The following is a 20,419-nucleotide window of genomic DNA, read 5'->3' as shown; positions in this document are numbered from 1 at the left end:
CCACAAGGGGATCGATATTTCGTGTCCGCCGCACGTCGATCGTTGCTGACCGCCACCGCAGCGGGGACCCTCCTGGGTGCCCTGTGGTTCGTCCCGTCCGCCAACGCGACCCAGGACGTTCCCAGATCGGACACGACGGCGCCTGCGTCCGCACCGACCGTCACCGCGACGACACGCATGTCCGCCGGATCGGGCGACACCGCGCGGAGCACCGAGGGCGACGGACCGCACACGCTCTCCGGCGACGACGGACGGCAGCCGCTCTCCGGTGACGCCGGACCGCGCACGCTCTCGGGCGACGACGGGACCCGGCTCGCCGACACCGGCGCCGTGGACACCACGCCCTACCTCGTCGGCGGCACGCTCTTCCTCGCACTGGGTGCCGGATTCGTGACGTATTCCGTGCGCCGGGAGCGCATGATTGCCTACTGAATCACCCGCCGCGTCACCGACCGCCCGCCCGACAACTCCCGGGGAAGCCATGCGAGAGCCGAGCGAGCTGACCGACGTCGAGGAACCGGCCTGGCCGCTGCTCTCCAAGGCGCTCGCCGCCAGCGGGGTCTCCATGGAGGTCGCACCGGCGGACCCCGGACTCGGCCGCGCGAGCCTGCACCAGCTCCAGGTCACCGCGCGGTCCTGGCTCGGCGGCCTGGTGCTCAACTGCGGCGGTGTGGTGCTGGACAGCGGCTGGCTGCGGATCTACGGCAGTCCGGCCGACGAACCGGCGACGGGTCTGCCGAGCGGCACCACGGACCTGCCCTCGCTGGCCGAGGTCAACGGCTTCCCCGAGCGCTTCGATCCCGACTGGCGCCCACGGGACAACGGGCTCGTCGTCGGCCACGACGTACTGGGCGGGGTGTTCGTCCTCAACGGCGCCGACCCGAAGTCCGCGGGGCGGCCCGGCCACCCCGGCGAGATCGTGTACTTCGCACCGGACTCACTGAGGTGGGAGACCCTCGAAGTCGGCCACGGGGCCTGGCTCCAGTGGCTCCTGACCGAGGGAACGGACACCTTCTACGACACGCTGCGCTGGCCCGGCTGGCGGGCCGAGTCCGGCGCCCTGACGGGCACGCAGGGGCTGTCCGTGGTGCCGTTCCTGTGGTCGGCCGAGGCGCGCCGCGATATCCAGTCGACCAGCCGGCGCGCGGTGCCGCTCACCGAACTGCTCTCCCTGCACCGGGACTTCGCCCTGAAGCTGGACGGCGTGGACCCGGGCTTCCTCGGCGACGTCTGACCCCTCACGGCGAACGGCCCCGCGTCCCGTGGGCGACTGCCCAGGGGACGCGGGGCCGTGAAAGCCGAGCGGAACGATCCGGTCAGGCGGCCCTGCGGCCGCCGCCCTGGCCGCCGTTCTGGCCGCCGCGCTGCGGAGCGCGCCCACGGCCGCCGGAGCGGCCCGCACCCGCGCCGCCGCCGGCCTCGCCACGTCGGCCGGCGCCGGCCGAGGCGTCCGTACGACGTCCCTCGCCACGCCGGCCCGTGGCCGCGCCTCCGGCGTCCGTACGACGGCCGGCAGCGCCGCCCGTCTCGCCGCGCCGGCCCGCGCCCGCTCCCCCGGAGCCCGTACGGCGTCCGGTGGCGGTGCCACCCGCGTCCGCGGCCGGTCGTCCGGACCGCTGACGGCGGGCCTGGCCGTCGCCGTTGCCCGTGCGTGCGGCCGTGTCGCCGCCGGTCGCGGCGGGGCGCCTGGCCCCGCCGCCGGTGGCGCGCCGCGTCCTGGTCCGCGCCTTCGGCGCCTCGGCCACGGGCTGCGGGACCTCGATGACGACCGGGACGCCGGAGGGCTCGCGGGCGCCGGTGAGCCGCGCGAGCTCCTCGTCGCTCGAGGACACGCGGGTGGTGCGCGGGGTGATGCCGGCGTCCGACATCAGCCGGGTCATCTCCCGCTTCTGCTCGGGGAGCACCAGGGTGACGACGCTGCCGGACTCTCCGGCGCGGGCGGTCCGGCCGCCGCGGTGGAGGTAGTCCTTGTGGTCGGTCGGCGGGTCGACGTTGACCACGAGGTCGAGGTCGTCGATGTGGATGCCGCGGGCCGCCACGTTCGTGGCGACGAGCGCGGTGACCTGACCGTTCTTGAACTGGTCGAGGGTGCGGTTGCGCTGCGGCTGGCTGCGCCCGCCGTGCAGGGCCGAGGCCCGGACACCGCTGGCGAGCAGCCGCTTGGTGAAGCGGTCGGCGCCGCGCTTGGTGTCGACGAAGAGGATCACGCGGCCGTCGCGGGCGGCGATCCGCAGCGCGACCGCCTTCTTGTCGGTCTCGTCGGCGACGTGCAGCACGTGGTGCTCCATGGTCGTCACCGCGCCCGCGGACGGGTCGACGGAGTGCACCACGGGGTCGGTGAGGAACATCTTGACCAGCCGGTCGATGTTCTTGTCGAGCGTGGCCGAGAAGAGCAGCCGCTGGCCGTCCGGCTCGACCTGCTTGAGCAGCGCGGTGACCTGGGGCATGAAGCCCATGTCGGCCATCTGGTCGGCCTCGTCCAGCACGGTGATCGCGACCTGCCCGAGGTCGCAGTCGCCCCGCTCGATGAGGTCCTTGAGCCGCCCGGGGGTGGCCACCAGCACCTCGACACCGCGGCGCAGCGTGCCGGCCTGACGGCCTATCGACATCCCGCCCACGGCCGTGGCCACGCGCAGGTTGACGGCGGTGGCGTACGGGGTGATGGCGTCGTCGACCTGCTGGGCGAGTTCGCGGGTGGGGACGAGGACGAGCGCCAGCGGGCTGCGCGGCTCGGCGCGGCGGCCCGACGTACGGGCGAGGAGCGCGAGCCCGAAGGCGAGGGTCTTGCCGGAGCCGGTGCGTCCGCGGCCGAGCACGTCGCGCCCGGCGAGGGAGTTCGGCAGGGTGGCGCCCTGGATCGGGAAGGGCTCGGTGACACCCTGGGCCGCGAGGGTCTTGGTCAGGGCGGCCGGCATGTCCAGCGCGTCGAACGACTCGACCGCGGGCAGTGCCGGTGTGATCGTCTCGGGCAGGGAGAACTCCTGCGGAGGCGCGACCTTGCGGGCGCCGGCGCGGCCGGCTCCCCGGCCCGCGTTCCGCGCGGAGCCGCCGGACTGTGCGGCACGGGCGTTCGCCGGCCGCTTACGGACGGGACGTTCGGATCGAGTCATGCTGGATCTGGTTTTCCTTCCTGGGCCCACGGACTGCACACACAGCGCTCACCGACTGCATGAGCTGTCACAGCGCTGAGCCGGGACCCGCACCCGAAGGCGCGGGACCCGGCTCTGGAAAAGCGCGCTCGAACTAGGCGGGAACGATGTTCTCCGCCTGCAGGCCCTTCTGGCCCTGCGTGACGTCGAAGGTGACCTTCTGACCCTCGAGGAGCTCACGGAAGCCGGAGCTCGCGATGTTCGAGTAGTGGGCGAAGACGTCGGGGCCGCCGCCGTCCTGCTCGATGAAGCCGAAGCCCTTTTCCGAGTTGAACCACTTCACGGTGCCAGTAGCCATGTTGTTCTCCTGAACAGGTAGGGGTCCCATCCGGAGATGCACCGGGTAACGCCGGAGATGCCGGTAAAACAAAACGCGCCTGCGGAGGATTCCGATCAGGCGCACAAAGTAAATGGGTACCAAAAACGTATCAATGAGACAGTAGCACACCCTGGCCCCAGAGGGCGAGGCGAGCCCTGTGGGCCGCGGCACAGGCCGGGCCCACAGGACGGCTGCTCCCGTCAGGCGAGCGGACCGGTCAGCGGCTCCACCGCCGCCACCACGCCGCCCGTGCGCACGAACGCGTCCGCCGCCTCCAGGTCGGGGGCGAGGAAGCGGTCCGGGCCGGGGCCCTGGACACCGGCCGCGCGGACCGCGTCGATGACCGCGCGCGAGGCCGGGGCGGGGGTGAGGCCCTCGCGGAGTTCGATCGCGCGGGTGGCGGCGTACAGCTCGATCGCCACGATGCGGGTCAGGTTGTCCACCGAGGTGCGCAGCTTGCGCGCGGCCGACCAGCCCATGGAGACGTGGTCCTCCTGCATGGCGGAGGAGGGGATGGAGTCCGCGGAGGCCGGTACGGCGAGCCGCTTCATCTCGCTGACCAGGGCGGCCTGCGTGTACTGGGCGATCATCAGACCGGAGTCGACGCCGGCGTCGTCCGCGAGGAACGGCGGCAGGCCGTGGCTGCGGTTCTTGTCGAGCAGCCGGTCGGTGCGGCGCTCGGCGATCGAGCCGAGGTCGGCGGCGGCGATGGCGAGGAAGTCCAGGACGTAGGCGACCGGGGCGCCGTGGAAGTTGCCGTTCGACTCGACGCGGCCGTCGGGCAGCACGACCGGGTTGTCCACGGCGGAGGCCAGCTCGCGCTCGGCGACCGTACGGGCGTGCGCGAGGGTGTCCCGGCCGGCGCCCGCGACCTGCGGGGCGCAGCGCACGGAGTAGGCGTCCTGGACGCGCGGGGCGTCGTCCTGGTGGTGGCCGGTGAGCTCCGAACCCTTCAGCACGGCCAGCATGTTGGCGGCGCTGGCGCTCTGGCCGGGGTGCGGGCGGATGGCGTGCAGTTCGGGGGCGAGGACCTTGTCCGTGCCGAGGAGCGCCTCGAGGGAGAGCGCGGCGGAGACGTCGGCCGACTTGTACAGCTTCTCCAGGTCGGCGAGGGCCATGACCAGCATGCCGAGCATGCCGTCGGTGCCGTTGAGGAGGGCGAGGCCCTCCTTCTCGCGCAGCTCGACGGGGGTGATGCCGGCCTCGGCGAGCAGTTCGCCCGCGGGGCGCACGACTCCGTCGGGACCCTCGGCGTCGCCCTCGCCCATCAGGGTCAGGGCGCAGTGGGACAGCGGCGCGAGGTCGCCGGAGCAGCCGAGGGAGCCGTACTCGTGGACGACCGGGGTGATGCCGGCGTTCAGGATGTCCGCCATGGTCTGCGCGACCTCGGGGCGCACACCGGTGTGCCCGGAGCAGACGGTCTTGAGCCGCAGGAACATCAGCGCGCGGACGACCTCGCGCTCGACGCGCGGGCCCATGCCGGCGGCGTGCGAGCGGACGATGTTGCGCTGCAGCTGGGCGCGCAGTTCCGGGCTGATGTGCCGGGTCGCCAGGGCGCCGAAACCGGTGGAGACGCCGTAGACGGGCTCCGGCTTCGCGGCCAGCGCGTCCACGATCTCGCGGGCGGCGGCGAGCGCCGCGACCGCCTCGGCGGAGAGCTCGATCCGGGCGCCTTCGCGCGCCACGGCGAGAACGTCGGACGCGGTCACGCCGGACGTCCCCACCACCACAGTGTGCATATCCATATTCAGGAGCGTACGCAGTGAATTCGATGATGTCACTAGTGGACGGCCGGTTGACCCCTTACCCCGGCGTACGTCACAACGCGGGTGCCGCGACGCACCGGGGGCGGGGCCGCGGGGGCCGCGGTCGGGCGCGGGCCGCCGTCGCCCCGTTCGGGGCCGGTCGTGGCTCCACGGTGACGTGCGGGGCCGGTCCTGCCGCTCCGGTCATGTGCGGGGCCGGTCGTGGCGGCCTCGGAACCTGCGGCGTTCGCCCGCCGTGGGCGAGGGTGCGTCCGCGAGGCGTACGACGGGATCGTCGGGGCCCTCGCGCCCGGCGACCACCGGCTTCGCGGCCCGTACGGCCTTGGCCCGGTACTGGGCCGCGTCCGCCAGCCGGAACAGCCGGCGCGCCGACCGCACCGGGCCGATCGGGTCCCCGGTCGAGGCGACCCCGCACGCCACGCCCTCACCGAGTTCCAACTCGGCCGCGCGGCAGCAGAGTTCACCGGCGATCCGGACCACGTCGTCCGCCGGCGGGCCCACCGCCAGCAGACAGAACTCGTCGCCGCCGAGCCGGGCGGCGAGGGTGCCCGGGAGCATGGCCCCGCACAGCGAGAGCACCGACCCGAACCGTTCGAGGAGCCGGTCACCGACGGCGTGCCCCAGGGTGTCGTTGACGCGCTTGAGCCCGTTCAGGTCGCAGACGACGAGACTGACCACGGCGCCCTCCTCCCGGTGCCGTTCGACGGCCTCGTCGAGCCGTACGTCCACGGCGCGACGGTTGGCGAGTCCGGTCAGGGAGTCCGTGTAGGCGAGGCGCCGGGCCTCCTCCAGTCGCTCGGTCTGGGCGATCCCGGCGGCGACGACGGAGGCGAGGACGGTCGCGAAGTCGGCGTCGGCCGGGCCGAAGACGGCCACTCCGGCCGGGCGGGCCACGTAGAGCTCGCCCCAGGCCCTGCCGTTCAGGACGACGGGGGCGACGACGCAGCAGCCGCGGCCGCGCCTGCGCAGCGCGGCCACCCGCTGGTGGCAGTACCCGGCGGGGCCGGCCGCCGGGCCGTCGGCGGTCTCGACCCAGGCGTTGGGCTCGCCGCCGCCCGCCCAGCGTTCGTGCAGGAACTCGGTGATCTCCGGGAACTGGTGCACCGGGTAGGCCTCCCCGTCGGGGAACTCGTCCTCGTCCGGGGCCCGGTCGCCGACGTTGACCAGCACCCGCAGCCTGCCGAGTTCGCGCTCCCAGACGGAGAGCGCGGCGAAACTCCCGGTCAGCGCGTGACACGCGCCGAGCGCCGCGGCCCGCCACGACTCCCGCGGGGTGTGCGCCGCCGCCATCCCCTGCGCCAGGGTCACCACGGCCCTGAGCCGACTCTCCTCACCCATCGTCCCAGGCTATGTATATTTGCCCATAATTGGGACATCGGTGGGGCGAACAGGGGTACGGCCGCGCGGCCGCGGACGGCGAGGACTACTCTCCCGGCCACTCCGGCTTGCGCTTCTCGTTGAACGCGGCTACGCCTTCCGCCCGGTCGCCGGAGAAGGCGACGGACCGCCAGGCGGCGTCCTCGACGTCCAGGCCGGCCCGCAGGTCGAGGCCATGACCGAGGCGCAGCGCACGCTTGGCGGCGCGCAGTCCGACCGGCGAGTTCGCGGCGATGCGGGCGGCCAGCGCGAGCGCTTCCGCCCGGTCCTGTCCGGCCTCCACCAGCTCGTCCACCAGGCCCAACTCGCGTGCCTCCGCGGCTTCCAGACGGCGCGCCGAGAAGATGAGCTCGGCCGCGCGCGCGGCACCGACCCGGCGCGGAAGCAGCTGCGTGCCACCGCCGCCGGGGATCACGCCGACGGACACCTCGGGCAGTCCCACGACCGCCGTACGGTCGGCCACGATCAGGTCGCAGGACAGCGCCAGCTCGAACCCGCCGCCCAGCGCGAAGCCGTGGACGGCGGCGACGGTCGGCATCGGCAGTTCCAGGACGCCGGTGTACGCGGCCCGGGCGATCGGGCGCTGCCGTACCAGCTCGGCGTCGGTGAAGGAGTTGCGCTCCTTCAGGTCGGCGCCGACGCAGAAGGCCCGCTCATGGGTGGAGGTCAGGACGACCACGCGCACGTCCCGGTCCGCCGCGAGCGCGTCGCAGGCGCCCGCGACGGAGCGGGCCATGTCCGTGGACACGGCGTTCATGGCCTTGGGCCGGTCGAGGACGAGCTCGGCGACGTACCCGTGCCGGCGTACGGCCACGAACTCCCCGAACCTGCGCTCGCCCGGCTCCGTCACCTGGTCCGTCGCCCGATCCGCCTCTTGCTGCGCCATGACACCCTCCCGGTTAACGCGGGTTAACAAATCGACGCCCCGATCATCGCAGCCGGGGCCGTCCGGCGAAACCCGTGCCCTCGGGCCGCACCTCCTCGTTCGAGTGACATGTCGACGAACTTCGTTTCCGCGCATTCAGACCGTGCATAACCTGCGCACCGCCAGAGCGCATCAGGGACACCGGCCCGCCGGGGAGGGACGATCATGACGAACCGCGAGACACCGCAGGCCGCGGGCACCCGGCCGGGTCAGCGAACCGCACTCACGCGACCGCCGGCCCAGCGGGGGGCCTCCGAGGCGGCCGGACCGGACGCGTCGCCGGACCGGCGGGCCTCCGCCGCGGCGGCCGGCGCCGGTCCCGCCGACACCCGGTGGGGTCGCGTCAGGCCGCTCAACAGGGCGATGCCGGCCGCCGTGCCGCCCCCGGCAGCCGCATCCGACACCCCCGCCGCAAGGACGCCCAGCGCCCGCATGGCCGCGATCCTGGCGGCCGCCAGGAAGAGGGCCGACGCCGACACGGCTGCCGCGAAGGCCGACGCCGCGGAGGCCCGTACCCCGTCGGCGGAGACCTCCTGCGACCGGGCCGCGAAGGCCTGGGCCCCTGGAGCGACGGGACCGGCTCCGACGAGGCCCGGGGCAGCCGGAACCACCCACGGCGCGGTCTCCGGTCAGCGCGATGCCCAGGAACCCGGCAACCCGCCGAGCACCCACGTCACCCGGACGGGAGTTGACGCCTCGCCGCCCGCGCCCCGAGCGACGGACCCCGAGAACACGTCCCTCGCCACGAAGCCGGCCTCCGGGAACACTTCGGACACCCGGGCTCAGGAAGCCGATGCCCCGACGAACACCGAGGCGGCAACCGGGGCCGCGCCGGGCCCCGACCGGAACACGGCGTCCAACCGCGCGGCGGAGAGCGGAAACGCGGCCGACACGCGGGACGCGGGACCAAGGGCGGACACACCGGCCTTCGCCGACCCGGCCGACGCCTGGGCGACCGAAGCGGGAGCCGCAGGGCGCGGCGCCCCGGACACGCTGACCGCGCGGACCGCGAAAACGCAGAGCGAGGGGCCGACCGACCCCACCGCGACCGGGACCCGGACGACGGAAGCCGCAACGGCGGCGCAGGCCGCCCAAGTCACGGCCGCCACGCGCGGCGCGAAGGCGTGGACCGACGCACCGCCCCTCACCGTCCCGGCCGACGACGTGGCCACCGCAGCCCGAGGCGCGTCGCGCGGCACCCAGGACACGGCCGACGCGCGCCGCTCCGAGGCGGGGGACGACACGCCCACCCTTGCCGTGCCGGCCGACAACCGGGCCACCGCAGCCCGAGGCGCGTCCCGCGGCCCCGTGGACGCGGCGAGCGTGCGCAACGCGAAGGCGCAGGGGAACTGGCCGACCGACCCCGCCGCGGCCGGAGCCCGCGCGGCGGAAACCGGAGCCGCGGCGCGAGGCGCCTGGGATGCGGACCACGCGCGCGGCGCCGAGGCGGGGGACGACACGCCCACCCTTGCCGTGCCGGCCGGCGAGCGGGCGACCGAAGCCGGAGCTGGAGGCGCAGGGCGCAGTGCCCTGGACATGCTGAGCGGGCGAACCGCGACGGCGCGGAGCGGCAAGTCCGCCGACCCCGCTGCGACCGACGCCCTCGCGGCCGGAGCCGCGGCGCGCGGCGTGAGGTCGGCGGACGACACGCCGACCCTCGCCGTCCCCGCCGGTGAGCGGGTCGCCGAGGCCCGAGGCGCGACACTCGGCGCCCAGGACACGGCGAGCGTGCGGAGCACGAGGGCGCGCGGGGACTCGCCGACCCTCGCCACGGCCACCGGTGGACGCGCGGTGGACGCCGCAGGCGGAGTCGGCGGGCCTCGGCTGAGGGCCGGGGAGCCCGGGGCGGGAAGCCGGGAGCCGGGGGCGGCAGGCCGGAAGCCGGATGCGGGAACCGGGAAGCCGCGGGCGACAGGCCGGAAGCCGGGGACTGCGGGCCAGGAGTCGAGCGAGGGAACCGGGGAGCCGGAGACGGGAACCGGGAAGCCGGGGGCGGCGGGCCGGGAGTCGGGTGCCGGGGGCGGCGCGTGCGGGATCGTTCCGGCGGGGCGGGCCGGGGGCGGGGAGCTGCCCTGGGGCGATGAGACCGTGCCCGTCCGGCTTCGTGCCGTCCGGGGCCGGCACCGCAAGCCGCGTCAGCGCCGGGTGCTCTTCGCCATGGGCGGACTCGCGCTCGCCGCGGGCGTCCTGAGCCTCGCCCGGATGACGCCGGACGCGGGCACCGGAGGCACGGCCGGCGGGAACGCGGAGGCCGAACCCGTCGCGACGGCCACCGACAACGACTCGGCGGGCGACGCCGTCCCCACCGTCGCGGCGATGCCCTCGCCCACGCGGGCCGGAGCCGCCCCGGCGAGCCCCGCGATGGGCGGGACGAGCCCCGCGCCCACCTCGGACACCAGCCGCTTCCCGGGACCGGTCCCGACACCGGGCGTCACGTCCCCGGCCGCACACGGCAGGGGCCCCGTCGCCCCGGCGCCGGGCACCACCGGCATCCCCACGGCCCCCGTGACCACGGCACCCGCCGCACGGCCGACACCGGCGGCCACGCCGTCCGCCGAGGTGCCGCGGCACACCCCGTCGCCGACCCCGAGCGCCACGACGCCGTCCCACCGGCCGCCGGACGTGTGCGTACCGATCGTCGGGATCTGCGTGGACGGCCTGCTGTCGCCCGGCCAGGACGAACAGTGAGGCGAACAGGGGTCAACAGGGGCGGGGAGTGCTACGACTCGTCGGCGCGGCGGGCCAGCAGCCAGGGCTCGATGACGCCGAGGCCGCGGACGGGCCGCTGCCACATCGGCTGGAGCGCGAAGCGGTACGAGGGGGGTTCCTCGCCCTCCTTCTCCGCGGCGGCCGCGGCCTCGGCGGCCTCCGCCTCGGAGGCGGGCGACGCACCGGTGCGGGTCAGCTCCTCGGCGAAGGCACCGTCGACGAGGACGGCGTCGCGCGGCGCTATCGACGTGAGCCGGCTCGCCAGGTTCACGGTCGTACCGAACACATCGCCCATCCGGGTGGTCACCGTGCCGAACGCGATGCCGACGCGCAGCTCCGGCATGGTCTCGTCGTTGGCCATCGTCTCGATGAGCCGCAGCGCGATCTCGGCGGCGACACCGGCGTCGTCCGCGGAGTAGAGCACCTCGTCGCCGAGGGTCTTGATGAGGCGGCCCCCGTGGGCCGCCACCAGGTCCGCCGCGGTGGTCTCGAAGGCCTCGACGAGCTCGCCGAGTTCCTCCTCCTCCATGCGGCGCGTGAGCCGGGTGAAGCCGACCAGGTCGGCGAAGCCGACGGCGAGCCGGCGGTCGACCATCTCCTCGTCGTCGGCGGCCTGCACGACCCGGCCGGTGGCCGCGGCGAGCTGGCGGCGCCAGACGTAGACGAGGAACTCCTCCAGCTCGGGCAGGAGCAGTTCGATCAACGGGTACGTGACCTCGGTGCGGGTCATGCCCGGCTCCGGGGGCTCGGTCAGACCCTCCAGGAAGGAATCGATCTGCCATTCGGCCAGACGGGCGGTGGTCTGCCCGGTGGAGCGGGCGACCTGGACGGCCATGGCCTCGCTCAGCAGGCCCGCCTCGACGAGACCGGCGAGGCGGCGCAGGGCGAGGACGTCCGCCTCGGTCAGCGCCTTGGCCTGGCCGATGTCCGCGAAGCCCATCGCCCGCCAGAAGCGGGAGGCCAGTTCCATGGAGACGCCCGCGCTGCGGGCGGCCTGGAAGGGGGTGTACCGGCGTTCGGCGCCGAGGATCAGCCCCTCCAGGCGCAGCGCCAGCGGGTCCTCCTCGGACTCCGGCTCGGCCTGGGGGTCCACGCGGCCGTTCGCCTCGTGCCGTGCGTCGGCACGGACGTCCGGCCGTGCGTCGCCGCCGTGGCCGTCGCCGCGGTGGTCGCCCCCGGCGGCGAAACGGTCGTCCCCCTGGGGGCCGCCTCCCGCGTCGGCGCGGTGGCCGGGGTGATCCTGGCGGGTGCCCGGCCCGGCGCCCGGACGGGCGTCCTGCCGGGCCTCGCCGTGCGCGGCGGCCCGTGCGGGGGTCGCGTCCGTGACCGGCCCGGCGGTGCGGCCGGGCTCGCCGCCGGGGGCGGGGTGGGCACCCGTGCCGGAGCCGGTGTCGTCGACGGTCACTCCTGCTGCCCTTCCGATCTGCCGTGGTCAGGTTCGACCGCGCTCAACTCTACGGCAGGTGTGCGCTGGCTCACTCCCGATGGCGGGACCTGGGACGGAGTCGTCGCCGAAGGACTGGACCACTGGGACCCGCACCGCCCCACGGAACCCGTCCCCCACCCTGGTGTCTCAGGCGCCCCGCCGCATCAGGCCGGGCGCAGATGGATCACGTCCCCCGCTCCCACGGGTTCCTGGACGCCGTCCGCCGTCGCGATGACGAGGCGGCCGTCACCGTCCAGGGCCACCGCCTCCCCGACGACCGTCCGGCCGCCGGGCAGCTCGGCCCGTACCGTGCGGCCGAGCGTCGCGCAGCCGGCCGCGTACGTCTCCTGGAGGCCGGAGGCGACGGGGTCGCCGCCCGCGTCCCGCCAGCGCAGGTACCACTGCTCCAGCGAGCGCAGCACGGCCCGCAGCACGGTGTCGCGGTCGGTGGTCGTCGCTCCCGCGAGCTCCAGCGATCCGGCGCCCGGCACGGGCAGTTCGTCGGCGCGCAGGGAGACGTTGATGCCGATGCCGACCACGACGGCGTCACTGCCCGCGCGTTCGGCGAGGATGCCGCCGGCCTTGCGTTCCTCGCCGTCGACGGTGACCAGCAGGTCGTTGGGCCACTTGAGTGCCGTGTCGACGCCGGCGGAGGCCGAGAGCGCCGTCACGACGGCGACGCCGGTGAGCAACGGCAGCCAGCCCCAGCGCTCGACCGGGACCGGGCCGGGCTTGAGCACCACGGAGAAGAAGAGGCCGGAGCGGGCCGGCGCGGTCCACTGGCGGTCCAGGCGCCCGCGCCCGGCGTTCTGCTCCTCGGCGACGAGGACCGCGCCCTCGTCCGCCCCCTTCTCACCGGTGACGACGGCGGCCAGGTCGGTGTTGGTCGACCCGGTCCGCTCCACCACCTCCACGTCGCACCACAGGCCGCCGTCACGGACCAGCGCCCGGCGCAGGGCGGTCCCGTTCAGCGGCGGACGGCCCAGGTCGGACCAACGGTTGTCGTTCGCGTCTGCTGCATCTCGCGGCGTCATGCAACCCAGCCTAGGTGTGGTAAACGCCGCACTGCCGATCGGTAGGCACGCCACTACGCTACGGATGAGTAGCAAGCCCCCCTTCTGAGCACCGCTTCTGAGCACCGCGTATTCCGAGCAGTCACCCTCACGTCCCCTTAGATCAGGCAGGGAGCCGCAACCCGATGTCCGAGCCGGAAGAGCTGCACCACCCCGACATCCACACCACCGCGGGCAAGCTCGCGGATCTGCAGCGCCGCATCAACGAAGCGACGCACGCCGGCTCGGAGCGCGCCGTCGAAAAGCAGCACGCCAAGGGCAAGTTGACGGCTCGTGAGCGCATCGAACTGCTGATGGACGACGGTTCCTTCGTCGAGTTCGACGAGTTCGCGCGGCATCGTTCGACGGACTTCGGACTGGAGAAGAACCGCCCGTACGGCGACGGCGTGGTCACCGGCTACGGCACGGTCGACGGCCGCCCGGTCGCCGTGTTCTCCCAGGACTTCACCGTGTTCGGCGGTGCCCTCGGCGAGGTCTTCGGTCAGAAGATCATGAAGGTGATGGACTTCGCGCTGAAGACCGGCTGCCCGGTCATCGGCATCAACGACTCGGGCGGCGCCCGGATCCAGGAGGGCGTGAGCGCCCTCGGCATGTACGGCGAGATCTTCCGCCGCAACACGCACGCGTCGGGTGTCATCCCCCAGATCAGCCTGGTCGTCGGCCCGTGCGCGGGCGGCGCGGTGTACTCCCCCGCCATCACCGACTTCACGGTGATGGTCGACCAGACCTCGCACATGTTCATCACGGGTCCCGACGTCATCAAGACGGTGACGGGCGAGGACGTCGGCTTCGAGGAGCTGGGCGGCGCCCGCACCCACAACGCCGTGTCGGGCGTGGCCCATCACATGGCGGGCGACGAGAAGGACGCCATCGAGTACGTCAAGCAGCTGCTGTCGTACCTGCCGTCCAACAACCTCAGCGAGCCCCCGGTGTTCCCGGAGGAGGCGGACCTCGCCCTCACCGACGAGGACCGCGAGCTGGACACGATCGTGCCGGACAGCGCGAACCAGCCGTACGACATGCACGCGGTGATCGAACACGTCCTGGACGACGCCGAGTTCTTCGAGACGCAGCCGCTGTTCGCGCCGAACATCCTGACCGGCTTCGGCCGGGTCGAGGGCCACCCGGTGGGCATCGTCGCCAACCAGCCGATGCAGTTCGCCGGCTGCCTGGACATCGACGCGAGCGAGAAGGCCGCGCGGTTCGTGCGGACCTGCGACGCGTTCAACGTGCCGGTGCTGACCTTCGTGGACGTGCCCGGCTTCCTCCCGGGCGTCGACCAGGAGCACACGGGCATCATCCGCCGCGGCGCCAAGCTGATCTACGCGTACGCCGAGGCGACCGTCCCGCTGATCACGATCATCACCCGCAAGGCCTTCGGCGGCGCGTACGACGTCATGGGCTCCAAGCACCTGGGCGCCGACCTCAACCTCGCCTGGCCCACCGCGCAGATCGCGGTCATGGGCGCGCAGGGCGCGGTGAACATCCTGCACCGCCGCACCATCGCGGCCGCCGAGGACCAGGACGCCACCCGGGCCCGGCTGATCCAGGAGTACGAGGACACGCTGCTGAACCCGTACACGGCGGCCGAGCGCGGCTACATCGACGGCGTGATCATGCCGTCCCAGACCCGCTCCCACGTCGTGCGCGGTCTGCGTCAGCTGCGGACGAAGCGGGCATCACTGCCTCCGAAGAAGCACGGCAACATCCCGCTCTAGACCCCGCAGACCCGGAATCCTGGGAGCAGACATGACGATCAAGGTCGTACGGGGGAATCCGACCCCGGAGGAGCTGGCCGCCGCACTGGCGGTGGTCCGCGCGCGCGCCGCGGCGGTGGCGTCCGCCCCGTCCGGCGCGTCCGGGCCCCGCGACGCGTGGTCCGACCCCGCCCGTATCGCCGCGCACCGGCTGCCGCGGCCGGGCCCGACGACATGGGGCCGCAGCTACTGGCCCGGTTAGGTCCGCGGCCGGGGCCTGTCCGACAGGCCCCGGGACGTGAGCCCCGAGATCCCCCAGGGACCCCGTCCCCGGGGGATCTCCGTTTTCCGGGGGATTTCCGGGAGAGCCCTGATTTCCGGCATTCGCCTCGTCCGAACCGCCGTCCCAGGCGTCTATCCCCTGAGGGCGGCGAACCGCGCCGCCCGGGACGACCGCAGGGGGTGCCATGCCGACGTTCGGGCTGCTCGGTCCGCTCGTGGTGCGGGACGGGACACGGGAGATCGCGGTGGGAGGCCCCAAGGTCCGGGTCCTGCTGACCGCGCTGCTGTTACAGGCGAACCGGACGGTGTCGAAGGACGCCCTCGTCGAGGCGCTGTGGGGCCCCCGTCCCCCGGCGACCGCCCCGTCCTCCCTGTTCAACCATGTGACGCGGCTGCGGCGGCAGTTGGCACCCCTGGACACCGGGGAGCCCCGGCTCGGCACGGTCCCCTCCGGCTACCGGCTGCGGGTCGCCGAGGGCGAGTTCGACGTCGAGGTCTTCGACGCCCATGTCGGCGCCGCGCACCGGGCGCGTGCGGACCGGGACTGGGAGCGGGTGGTACGGCGGGGCACCGAGGCGGCGGGGCTCTGGCGCGGACGCCCGCTGGAGGACCTCGCCGGCTTCGCGGAGGCCGAGGAACAGGCCCGGACCGTCCGGGAACTCTGCGAGAACCGGCTGCTGCTGACGGAGTGGGAGGTCGACGCGGCGCTCGCCCTCGGGCGGCACCACGAGGTACTCCCGCGGCTGACGGCGCTCGCCTCCGAGCATCCGCTGCGCGAGGCCTTCCACCGGCAGCTGATGCTCGCCCTGTACCGCTCGGACCGTCAGGCGGAGGCCCTGCGGGTGTACGCGCGACTGCGCCGCGACCTCGTGGAGGAACTGGGCGTCGAGCCCTCGGCCGCCGTGCGGACCGCGCACCGGGAGGTGCTCGCCGGTACCTGCGCCGCCCCCGACCCCCGGCCCGCGCCGATCACCGCACCCCGCCCCGGCCCCCCGCCGCCGCGCCAACTCCCGACGGACACCCAGAACTTCACCGGCCGCACCCGGGAGATCGCCACACTCACGACCCTGCTCCGCCCGACGAGCGGGGCGGGAAACGGCACGGCCGACGGGCCGGGAAACGGGGCGGCCGGCGGGCCGGGAAACGGTGGGGGGAGCGACGCGAGGCGCGGCGCGGGGCACAGCGCAGGGCAGTGCACGAACGTCGGCTCCGGGCACGGCACGGGATCCGGCACCGGGCACGGAACGGGCGCCGACACCCTGCGCAGCAATGGAGCCGACACGTCGCACGACACGAGAACCGACACCAGGCACAGAACGGGCGCCGACACCCGGCGCAACACTGGAGCCGACACGTCGCACGACACGAGAACCGACACCCGGCATGACACCGCAGCCGACACCCGCCACGCCACAGGCGCCCCCACGAACGCCGGTACTGGACACGACACCGCAGCCGACACCCGCCACGCCACAGGCGCCCCCACGAACGCCCGTGCTGGGCACGACGCCGGAGCGGACGCCGGGCACGGCACAGGCGCCGGTACCGGGCACGACACCGGAGCCGGCACCGGCACCGGCCATCCGGACGCCCCCCGGCCGCCCCGGCTCGTCGTCGTGTCCGGGATGGGTGGTGTCGGCAAGACGGCGCTGGCCGTCCATGTGGCGCACCGGCTGCGCCAGGACTTCCCGGACGGGCAGCTGCACGCCGACCTGCGGGGCTTCGGCGCGGGTCCGGAGCGCACGCCCCGGGACCTCCTGGCCCGCTTCCTGGCCGACCTCGGGGTGCCCGGTGAGGCGCTGCCCGAGGACACGGACGACCGCGCCGCCCTGTTCCGTACGGTCGTCGCCGGCCGCCGGATGCTGCTGGTGCTCGACAACGCCCGGGACGCCGCCCAGGTGACCCCGCTGCTGCCGGGCAGCGGCGGCTGCGCCGTCCTGGTCACGAGCCGCCACGTGCTCGCGGACCTGCCGGACGCGGCGTTCGTCCCGCTGTCGCCCCTCGGCCGCGCCGACCAGGAGGCGCTCCTGACCGCGCTGTGCGGCGCCCGGCGGGTGCTGGAGGAACCGGCCGCGGCCGCCGGGATCCTGGACCACTGCGGAGGGCTGCCGCTGGCCCTGCGGGTCGTCGGCGGCAGGCTGGCCTCCCGCCCGGAGTGGCCGCTGTCCCTGCTCGCCGGGAGGCTCGCCTCCGGCGCGGACCGGCTCGGCGAACTGAGCGTGGGCGCCCTGGACGTGCGCGCCGTCCTCGCGGCGAGCTACGTGGCCCTGCGGGACGGCGAAGGGGCCGAGGAGCGCGCGGCGGCGCGTGCCTTCCGGCTGCTGGGCCTGTGGCCGGGGCACGAGCTGGGCCCGTCGGCGGCGGCCGCGCTGCTCGGCACGCCCGTGCCGGAGGCCGCCCGGCTCCTCGACCTGCTGGCCGACGCCGCCCTCGTCCGCACGACGGCGCCCGAGCGGTACGGCTTCCACGACCTGCTGGGCGCGTACGCGGCCGAGCGGGCCCGGGCGGAGGTCGGCGAGGCGGAACGGGCGGACGCGACGGCCCGGTTGCTCTCCTGGTACGCGGCGGCGGTCGGGGCGGCGTCGCGGGCGGCCGTCGCCGAGACCCAGCCGCCTCCGCCGCCGGACGAGCCGCCGGCCTCCCCCGTACCGGAGTTCACGGACGCCCGTCAGGCGCTTGCCTGGTACGTACGGGAGCTGCCCGCCGTCGCGCACGCGATCACCCGGGCCGGGGACCTCGGCCGGTCCGACGTGGCCTGGCGGCTGGCCGTCGGGCTGTTCGGCTACGCGGAGACCTACTGGTGGACCGGCGAGTGGGACACATGCCTGCGGGCGGCCCTGGACATCGCCGTGGAGCACGGCGACGCGCCGGGCCAGGCCTGGCTGTACCGCCGCACCGCCGTGGCGCACGGCTTGGCGCACCGCGACGAGGCGTGTCTGGCGGACCTGCACACGGCCCTCGCCCTGTTCGAACGGGCCGGGGACGTCGCCGCGCAGGCGTCCATCACCGGCAATCTGAGCGCGCTGCACGTCCAGGCCGGCCGGGCGGCCGAGGGCCTGTCGTACGCGCTGCGGTCCATGGAGCTCTACCGGGGGACGGACAGCGCGGGCAGCGTGGCGCTCGTGCACGGCAGGATCGCCGACGCGCTGCACCTGGCCGGGGACTTCGCGGGCGCGGCCGAACGGCACCGCCGGCGCATCCCGTTGCTGCGGAGCCTGGCCCGCCCGACGGCCCTCGCCACGGCCCTGACGCGGTACGGTGCCGCGCTGAGGGAACTGGGCCTGCGGGAGCAGGCCTTCGCCGCGCTGGACGAGGCCCTGGCCCTGCGGCGCGGGGTCGGCGACCACGGGGGCGAGGCCGACTGTCTGGCGGCGGCCGCCCGGGCCCACCACCACTTCGGGGACACAGAGGCCGCCCGGCGCTGCCGGGAGGCCTGCCTCGCCCTCGTACGGGCCCACGCGCTGCCCCGGCGGGTCCGGGAGGGCCTCGACGGCGTCGCCGTCCTGGACGGCGCACGGTGATCCCTCAGGGCCGTCTTCACAGGACGCCCGCAAGTTGAGTACGCATACTCAGGCGCCCCGGCTCCCGGCCGTCGCACGATCGGGAGCATGCTGTGGTCCGACCCCGAGAACGAACCCCCCGAGGACATGCGTGACATGCAGGACATGTTGCGACGCCTGGGCGTTCTCCTGGCGCTGGCCATGGTGGTCGCGATGACCCTGGCGTGGATCTGCTGAACCGCACCCGGTGCCGGGTGAACGGCAGCCGAGGCACGGGCCGATCGGCGCCGATACCCTGATGCCATGACCGATCAGCCGCGCCGCCGTCTCGTCCTCGCCTCGCAGTCCCCCGCCCGGCTCAATCTGCTGCGGCAGGCCGGGCTCGCCCCCGAGGTGATCGTCAGCGGGGTCGACGAGGACGCCGTCACCGCCCCCACTCCCGCCGAGCTCGCCCTCGCGCTGGCCGAGGCCAAGGCCTCCGTCGTGGCGGCGCGGCCCGAGGTCCAGGGCGCGATCGTGATCGGCTGCGACTCGGTGCTGGACCTGGACGGCCAGGCCCTCGGCAAGCCCGCGGACTCCGAGGAGGCCACCGCGCGCTGGAAGGCGATGCGCGGTCGCGCGGGCACCCTCCAGACGGGTCACTGCGTCTGGGACACGGCCCAGAAGCGCTGGGAGTCCGCGATCGCCTCGACCGTGGTCCGCTTCGGCGAACCGACCGACGCGGAGATCGCGGCGTACGTCGCCTCGGGCGAACCCCTGCACGTGGCGGGCGCGTTCACCCTGGACGGCCGTTCGGCCCCGTTCATAGAGGGCATCGAGGGCGACCACGGCAACGTGATCGGCATCTCGCTGCCGCTGGTGCGCCGACTGCTCGCCGAACTGGGCGTCGGCATCACGGAGTTGTGGACACCCCGGGAGGGATGAGCGACCGCGGGCCGGGGCGCCGGGTCACGTCCGCCCGCCACCCGGCCACTCGGGGAACGTCCGTACGACACCGCCCGGACGGCGCGCCGAAGAGCCCCGCGGCCGCACGAGCGGCCGGCGGGGCCCTTGATCGGCAGCGGACTACGACACCGCGACGACGGCCTCTCCCGCGGGCACGCCCTCGTCCGCGACGGCCGCCCGCTCCTCCGCGTCGGCGCTCGGCGTCCCGGCGTTCGCGCTCTCCACGCCGCCCGCCCCGGCCTCCTGCGGGCCAGGGCCCTTCCCCAGGTCGACACTCCCGGCGGGCACACCGGCGTCGGAGTCGATCCGCTCCCCGTCTTCGGGCGCGGCCGGGTCGCCCGTGCCGACGGCATCGCCCTCGCCGTCACCGGCCCCGCCGGTCTCCGGCGCGGCGTCGACCGGGCCCGTCTCCCTGCGGTCGTACGCCAGGAGGGTGAACACGATGAGCGCGAAGACGACCATCATGAACGCGAAGGCCTTCCAGCCCACCAGGCCCACCGTGAACGCGCCGAGCAGGGCGTGGACCACGGCTGCGCTGATCAGCACGACACGCCCGAGGAGCCCCGGGGGACGCTGCCGGATCGCGACCAGCAGGGCCGACACGGCGCAGGCCAGGAAATAGAGGCCGAAAACCAGCCCGCCGATCTTCGACGACCGCGCCATCATGTCGGAGTCGAGCCCCGCCATCGACATGTCCTGGCGGTCGACGACCATGCCGAGGAACCAGTTGAGGAGGGCGATACCGATCGCCTCCACGAAGAGCACGATCGCCGCCACCCACACCAGCGGTCTGCGCACCACCGGCCCCACCCACTTCCCCTGTTACCCCTAGTACGTTCCAGACATCCCGAACGCTACTAACGGGTAAACCCCGGGACAAGGGTTCCGTCGAGGGCAAAGAATCGTTGGGCCATTCGTAGGGACTCAACAAAGAATCGTTGTGGGCCGCAGCACGGAGTCACAGAGACCTTGGCCACACAGGAGGGCTAGGGTTCAGGGAAGGATTCCCGCGTGCCTTGGCACGACAAGGGTTTTCGCGGGTAGGGCGAGCCTCGTATCACGCTCCGTGTGGGCAAGCTCACCACTGGGGACAGCTCGAAACGTCGTGTTGGCTGTCCCTAAACTCGGCTTGTTTTCAAGGAGGGAGCCATCGTGCGCAAGGTGCTCATCGCCAACCGTGGCGAAATCGCTGTCCGCGTGGCCCGAGCATGTCGGGATGCCGGGATCGCGAGCGTTGCCGTGTATGCGGAA

17 protein-coding genes are annotated in these 20,419 nt (G+C 74.3%); 9 read left to right on the top strand and 8 right to left on the bottom strand.

Annotated features, from left to right (window positions below):
* The first annotated feature begins 21 nt into the window (after positions 1–21).
* A complete protein-coding gene (locus IO36_RS15795) occupies positions 22–432 on the top strand; it encodes a hypothetical protein (RefSeq protein ID WP_078943232.1) in 411 nt (136 codons plus the stop codon).
* Between the two features lie 49 nt (positions 433–481).
* Entirely contained in the window at positions 482–1,234 is a 753-nt protein-coding gene (locus IO36_RS15790) for a DUF2625 family protein (RefSeq protein ID WP_037620525.1), read from the top strand.
* Between the two features lie 82 nt (positions 1,235–1,316).
* Here IO36_RS15790 and IO36_RS15785 read toward each other — a convergent pair whose 3' ends face one another.
* The 5 genes from IO36_RS15785 to IO36_RS15765 all read right to left on the bottom strand — a co-directional run bounded on the left by IO36_RS15785 (position 1,317) and on the right by IO36_RS15765 (position 7,497).
* Positions 1,317–3,110 (bottom strand): DEAD/DEAH box helicase, encoded by a 1,794-nt coding sequence (locus IO36_RS15785; protein ID WP_037620523.1) that lies wholly within the window; start codon positions 3,108–3,110, stop codon positions 1,317–1,319.
* 133 nt (positions 3,111–3,243) lie between these two features.
* Positions 3,244–3,447 (bottom strand): cold-shock protein, encoded by a 204-nt coding sequence (locus IO36_RS15780; RefSeq protein WP_037620522.1) that lies wholly within the window; start codon positions 3,445–3,447, stop codon positions 3,244–3,246.
* A gap of 221 nt (positions 3,448–3,668) precedes the next feature.
* On the bottom strand, positions 3,669–5,207 hold the full coding sequence (hutH, locus tag IO36_RS15775) for a histidine ammonia-lyase (RefSeq protein WP_037620520.1): 1,539 nt from the start codon (positions 5,205–5,207) through the stop codon (positions 3,669–3,671).
* Positions 5,208–5,417: 210 nt separating this feature from the next.
* The gene (locus IO36_RS15770; protein WP_037620518.1) at positions 5,418–6,572 is read right to left on the bottom strand and encodes a GGDEF domain-containing protein; all 1,155 of its coding nucleotides are present in this window, start codon (positions 6,570–6,572) and stop codon (positions 5,418–5,420) included.
* Positions 6,573–6,657: 85 nt separating this feature from the next.
* On the bottom strand, positions 6,658–7,497 hold the full coding sequence (locus IO36_RS15765) for an enoyl-CoA hydratase/isomerase family protein (RefSeq protein ID WP_051900556.1): 840 nt from the start codon (positions 7,495–7,497) through the stop codon (positions 6,658–6,660).
* Positions 7,498–7,968: 471 nt separating this feature from the next.
* On the opposite strand from IO36_RS15765, the gene IO36_RS48170 reads away from it, so the two are divergent.
* Positions 7,969–10,224, top strand: coding sequence for a hypothetical protein (locus tag IO36_RS48170; protein ID WP_051900554.1), 2,256 nt, complete (start codon positions 7,969–7,971; stop codon positions 10,222–10,224).
* A 31-nt stretch (positions 10,225–10,255) separates the two neighbouring features.
* On the opposite strand, the gene IO36_RS15750 is transcribed toward IO36_RS48170, so the two are convergent.
* A complete protein-coding gene (locus IO36_RS15750) occupies positions 10,256–11,650 on the bottom strand; it encodes an adenylate/guanylate cyclase domain-containing protein (RefSeq protein WP_037620514.1) in 1,395 nt (464 codons plus the stop codon).
* Between the two features lie 185 nt (positions 11,651–11,835).
* Positions 11,836–12,705 carry a biotin--[acetyl-CoA-carboxylase] ligase gene (locus IO36_RS15745; protein ID WP_037620513.1) on the bottom strand — a complete coding sequence of 290 codons (870 nt, stop codon included), beginning with the start codon at positions 12,703–12,705 and terminating at the stop codon, positions 11,836–11,838.
* A gap of 164 nt (positions 12,706–12,869) precedes the next feature.
* On the opposite strand from IO36_RS15745, the gene IO36_RS15740 reads away from it, so the two are divergent.
* From IO36_RS15740 to IO36_RS15725, 5 genes are all read left to right on the top strand, one after another.
* Positions 12,870–14,462 (top strand): acyl-CoA carboxylase subunit beta, encoded by a 1,593-nt coding sequence (locus IO36_RS15740; protein ID WP_037620511.1) that lies wholly within the window; start codon positions 12,870–12,872, stop codon positions 14,460–14,462.
* Positions 14,463–14,493: 31 nt separating this feature from the next.
* Complete coding sequence (locus tag IO36_RS15735) at positions 14,494–14,703, top strand: acyl-CoA carboxylase epsilon subunit (RefSeq protein WP_037620507.1); 210 nt, start codon at positions 14,494–14,496, stop codon at positions 14,701–14,703.
* Between the two features lie 205 nt (positions 14,704–14,908).
* Positions 14,909–18,244, top strand: a complete 3,336-nt coding sequence (locus tag IO36_RS43130; protein ID WP_051900551.1) for an AfsR/SARP family transcriptional regulator — start codon at positions 14,909–14,911, stop codon at positions 18,242–18,244.
* Between the two features lie 87 nt (positions 18,245–18,331).
* Positions 18,332–18,460 (top strand): morphogenic membrane protein MmpB, encoded by a 129-nt coding sequence (gene mmpB / locus IO36_RS48935; protein WP_280923726.1) that lies wholly within the window; start codon positions 18,332–18,334, stop codon positions 18,458–18,460.
* Positions 18,461–18,526: 66 nt separating this feature from the next.
* Complete coding sequence (locus IO36_RS15725; protein WP_037620505.1) at positions 18,527–19,147, top strand: Maf family protein; 621 nt, start codon at positions 18,527–18,529, stop codon at positions 19,145–19,147.
* Positions 19,148–19,288: 141 nt separating this feature from the next.
* Here the strand turns inward: IO36_RS15725 and IO36_RS49345 are convergent, their stop codons facing one another.
* On the bottom strand, positions 19,289–19,969 hold the full coding sequence (locus IO36_RS49345) for a hypothetical protein (RefSeq protein ID WP_425535535.1): 681 nt from the start codon (positions 19,967–19,969) through the stop codon (positions 19,289–19,291).
* A gap of 351 nt (positions 19,970–20,320) precedes the next feature.
* On the opposite strand from IO36_RS49345, the gene IO36_RS44525 reads away from it, so the two are divergent.
* A partial coding sequence (locus IO36_RS44525) for a biotin carboxylase N-terminal domain-containing protein (RefSeq protein WP_280923728.1) occupies positions 20,321–20,419 on the top strand: 99 nt, incomplete at its 3' end.

Source organism: Streptomyces aureus, from assembly GCF_000725495.1.
GTDB lineage: Bacteria > Actinomycetota > Actinomycetes > Streptomycetales > Streptomycetaceae > Streptomyces > Streptomyces aureus_B.
The sequence above is the reverse complement of the archived record's forward strand: the minus strand, read 5'-3'. Positions and strand labels throughout refer to the sequence as shown.

Excerpts from the sequence above, each read along its gene's own strand:
- IO36_RS15725 (WP_037620505.1), top strand. The coding sequence starts at position 18,527 with ATGACCGATCAGCCGCGCCGCCGTCTCGTCCTCGCCTCGCAGTCCCCC.
- IO36_RS15780 (WP_037620522.1), bottom strand. The coding sequence starts at position 3,447 with ATGGCTACTGGCACCGTGAAGTGGTTCAACTCGGAAAAGGGCTTCGGC.
- IO36_RS15735 (WP_037620507.1), top strand. The coding sequence starts at position 14,494 with ATGACGATCAAGGTCGTACGGGGGAATCCGACCCCGGAGGAGCTGGCC.
- IO36_RS48170 (WP_051900554.1), top strand. The coding sequence starts at position 7,969 with ATGGCCGCGATCCTGGCGGCCGCCAGGAAGAGGGCCGACGCCGACACG.
- IO36_RS15785 (WP_037620523.1), bottom strand. The coding sequence starts at position 3,110 with ATGACTCGATCCGAACGTCCCGTCCGTAAGCGGCCGGCGAACGCCCGT.
- IO36_RS15770 (WP_037620518.1), bottom strand. The coding sequence starts at position 6,572 with ATGGGTGAGGAGAGTCGGCTCAGGGCCGTGGTGACCCTGGCGCAGGGG.
- mmpB (WP_280923726.1), top strand. The coding sequence starts at position 18,332 with ATGCTGTGGTCCGACCCCGAGAACGAACCCCCCGAGGACATGCGTGAC.
- IO36_RS43130 (WP_051900551.1), top strand. The coding sequence starts at position 14,909 with ATGCCGACGTTCGGGCTGCTCGGTCCGCTCGTGGTGCGGGACGGGACA.
- IO36_RS15765 (WP_051900556.1), bottom strand. The coding sequence starts at position 7,497 with ATGGCGCAGCAAGAGGCGGATCGGGCGACGGACCAGGTGACGGAGCCG.
- IO36_RS15740 (WP_037620511.1), top strand. The coding sequence starts at position 12,870 with ATGTCCGAGCCGGAAGAGCTGCACCACCCCGACATCCACACCACCGCG.
- IO36_RS15745 (WP_037620513.1), bottom strand. The coding sequence starts at position 12,705 with ATGACGCCGCGAGATGCAGCAGACGCGAACGACAACCGTTGGTCCGAC.
- IO36_RS15790 (WP_037620525.1), top strand. The coding sequence starts at position 482 with ATGCGAGAGCCGAGCGAGCTGACCGACGTCGAGGAACCGGCCTGGCCG.
- hutH (WP_037620520.1), bottom strand. The coding sequence starts at position 5,207 with ATGCACACTGTGGTGGTGGGGACGTCCGGCGTGACCGCGTCCGACGTT.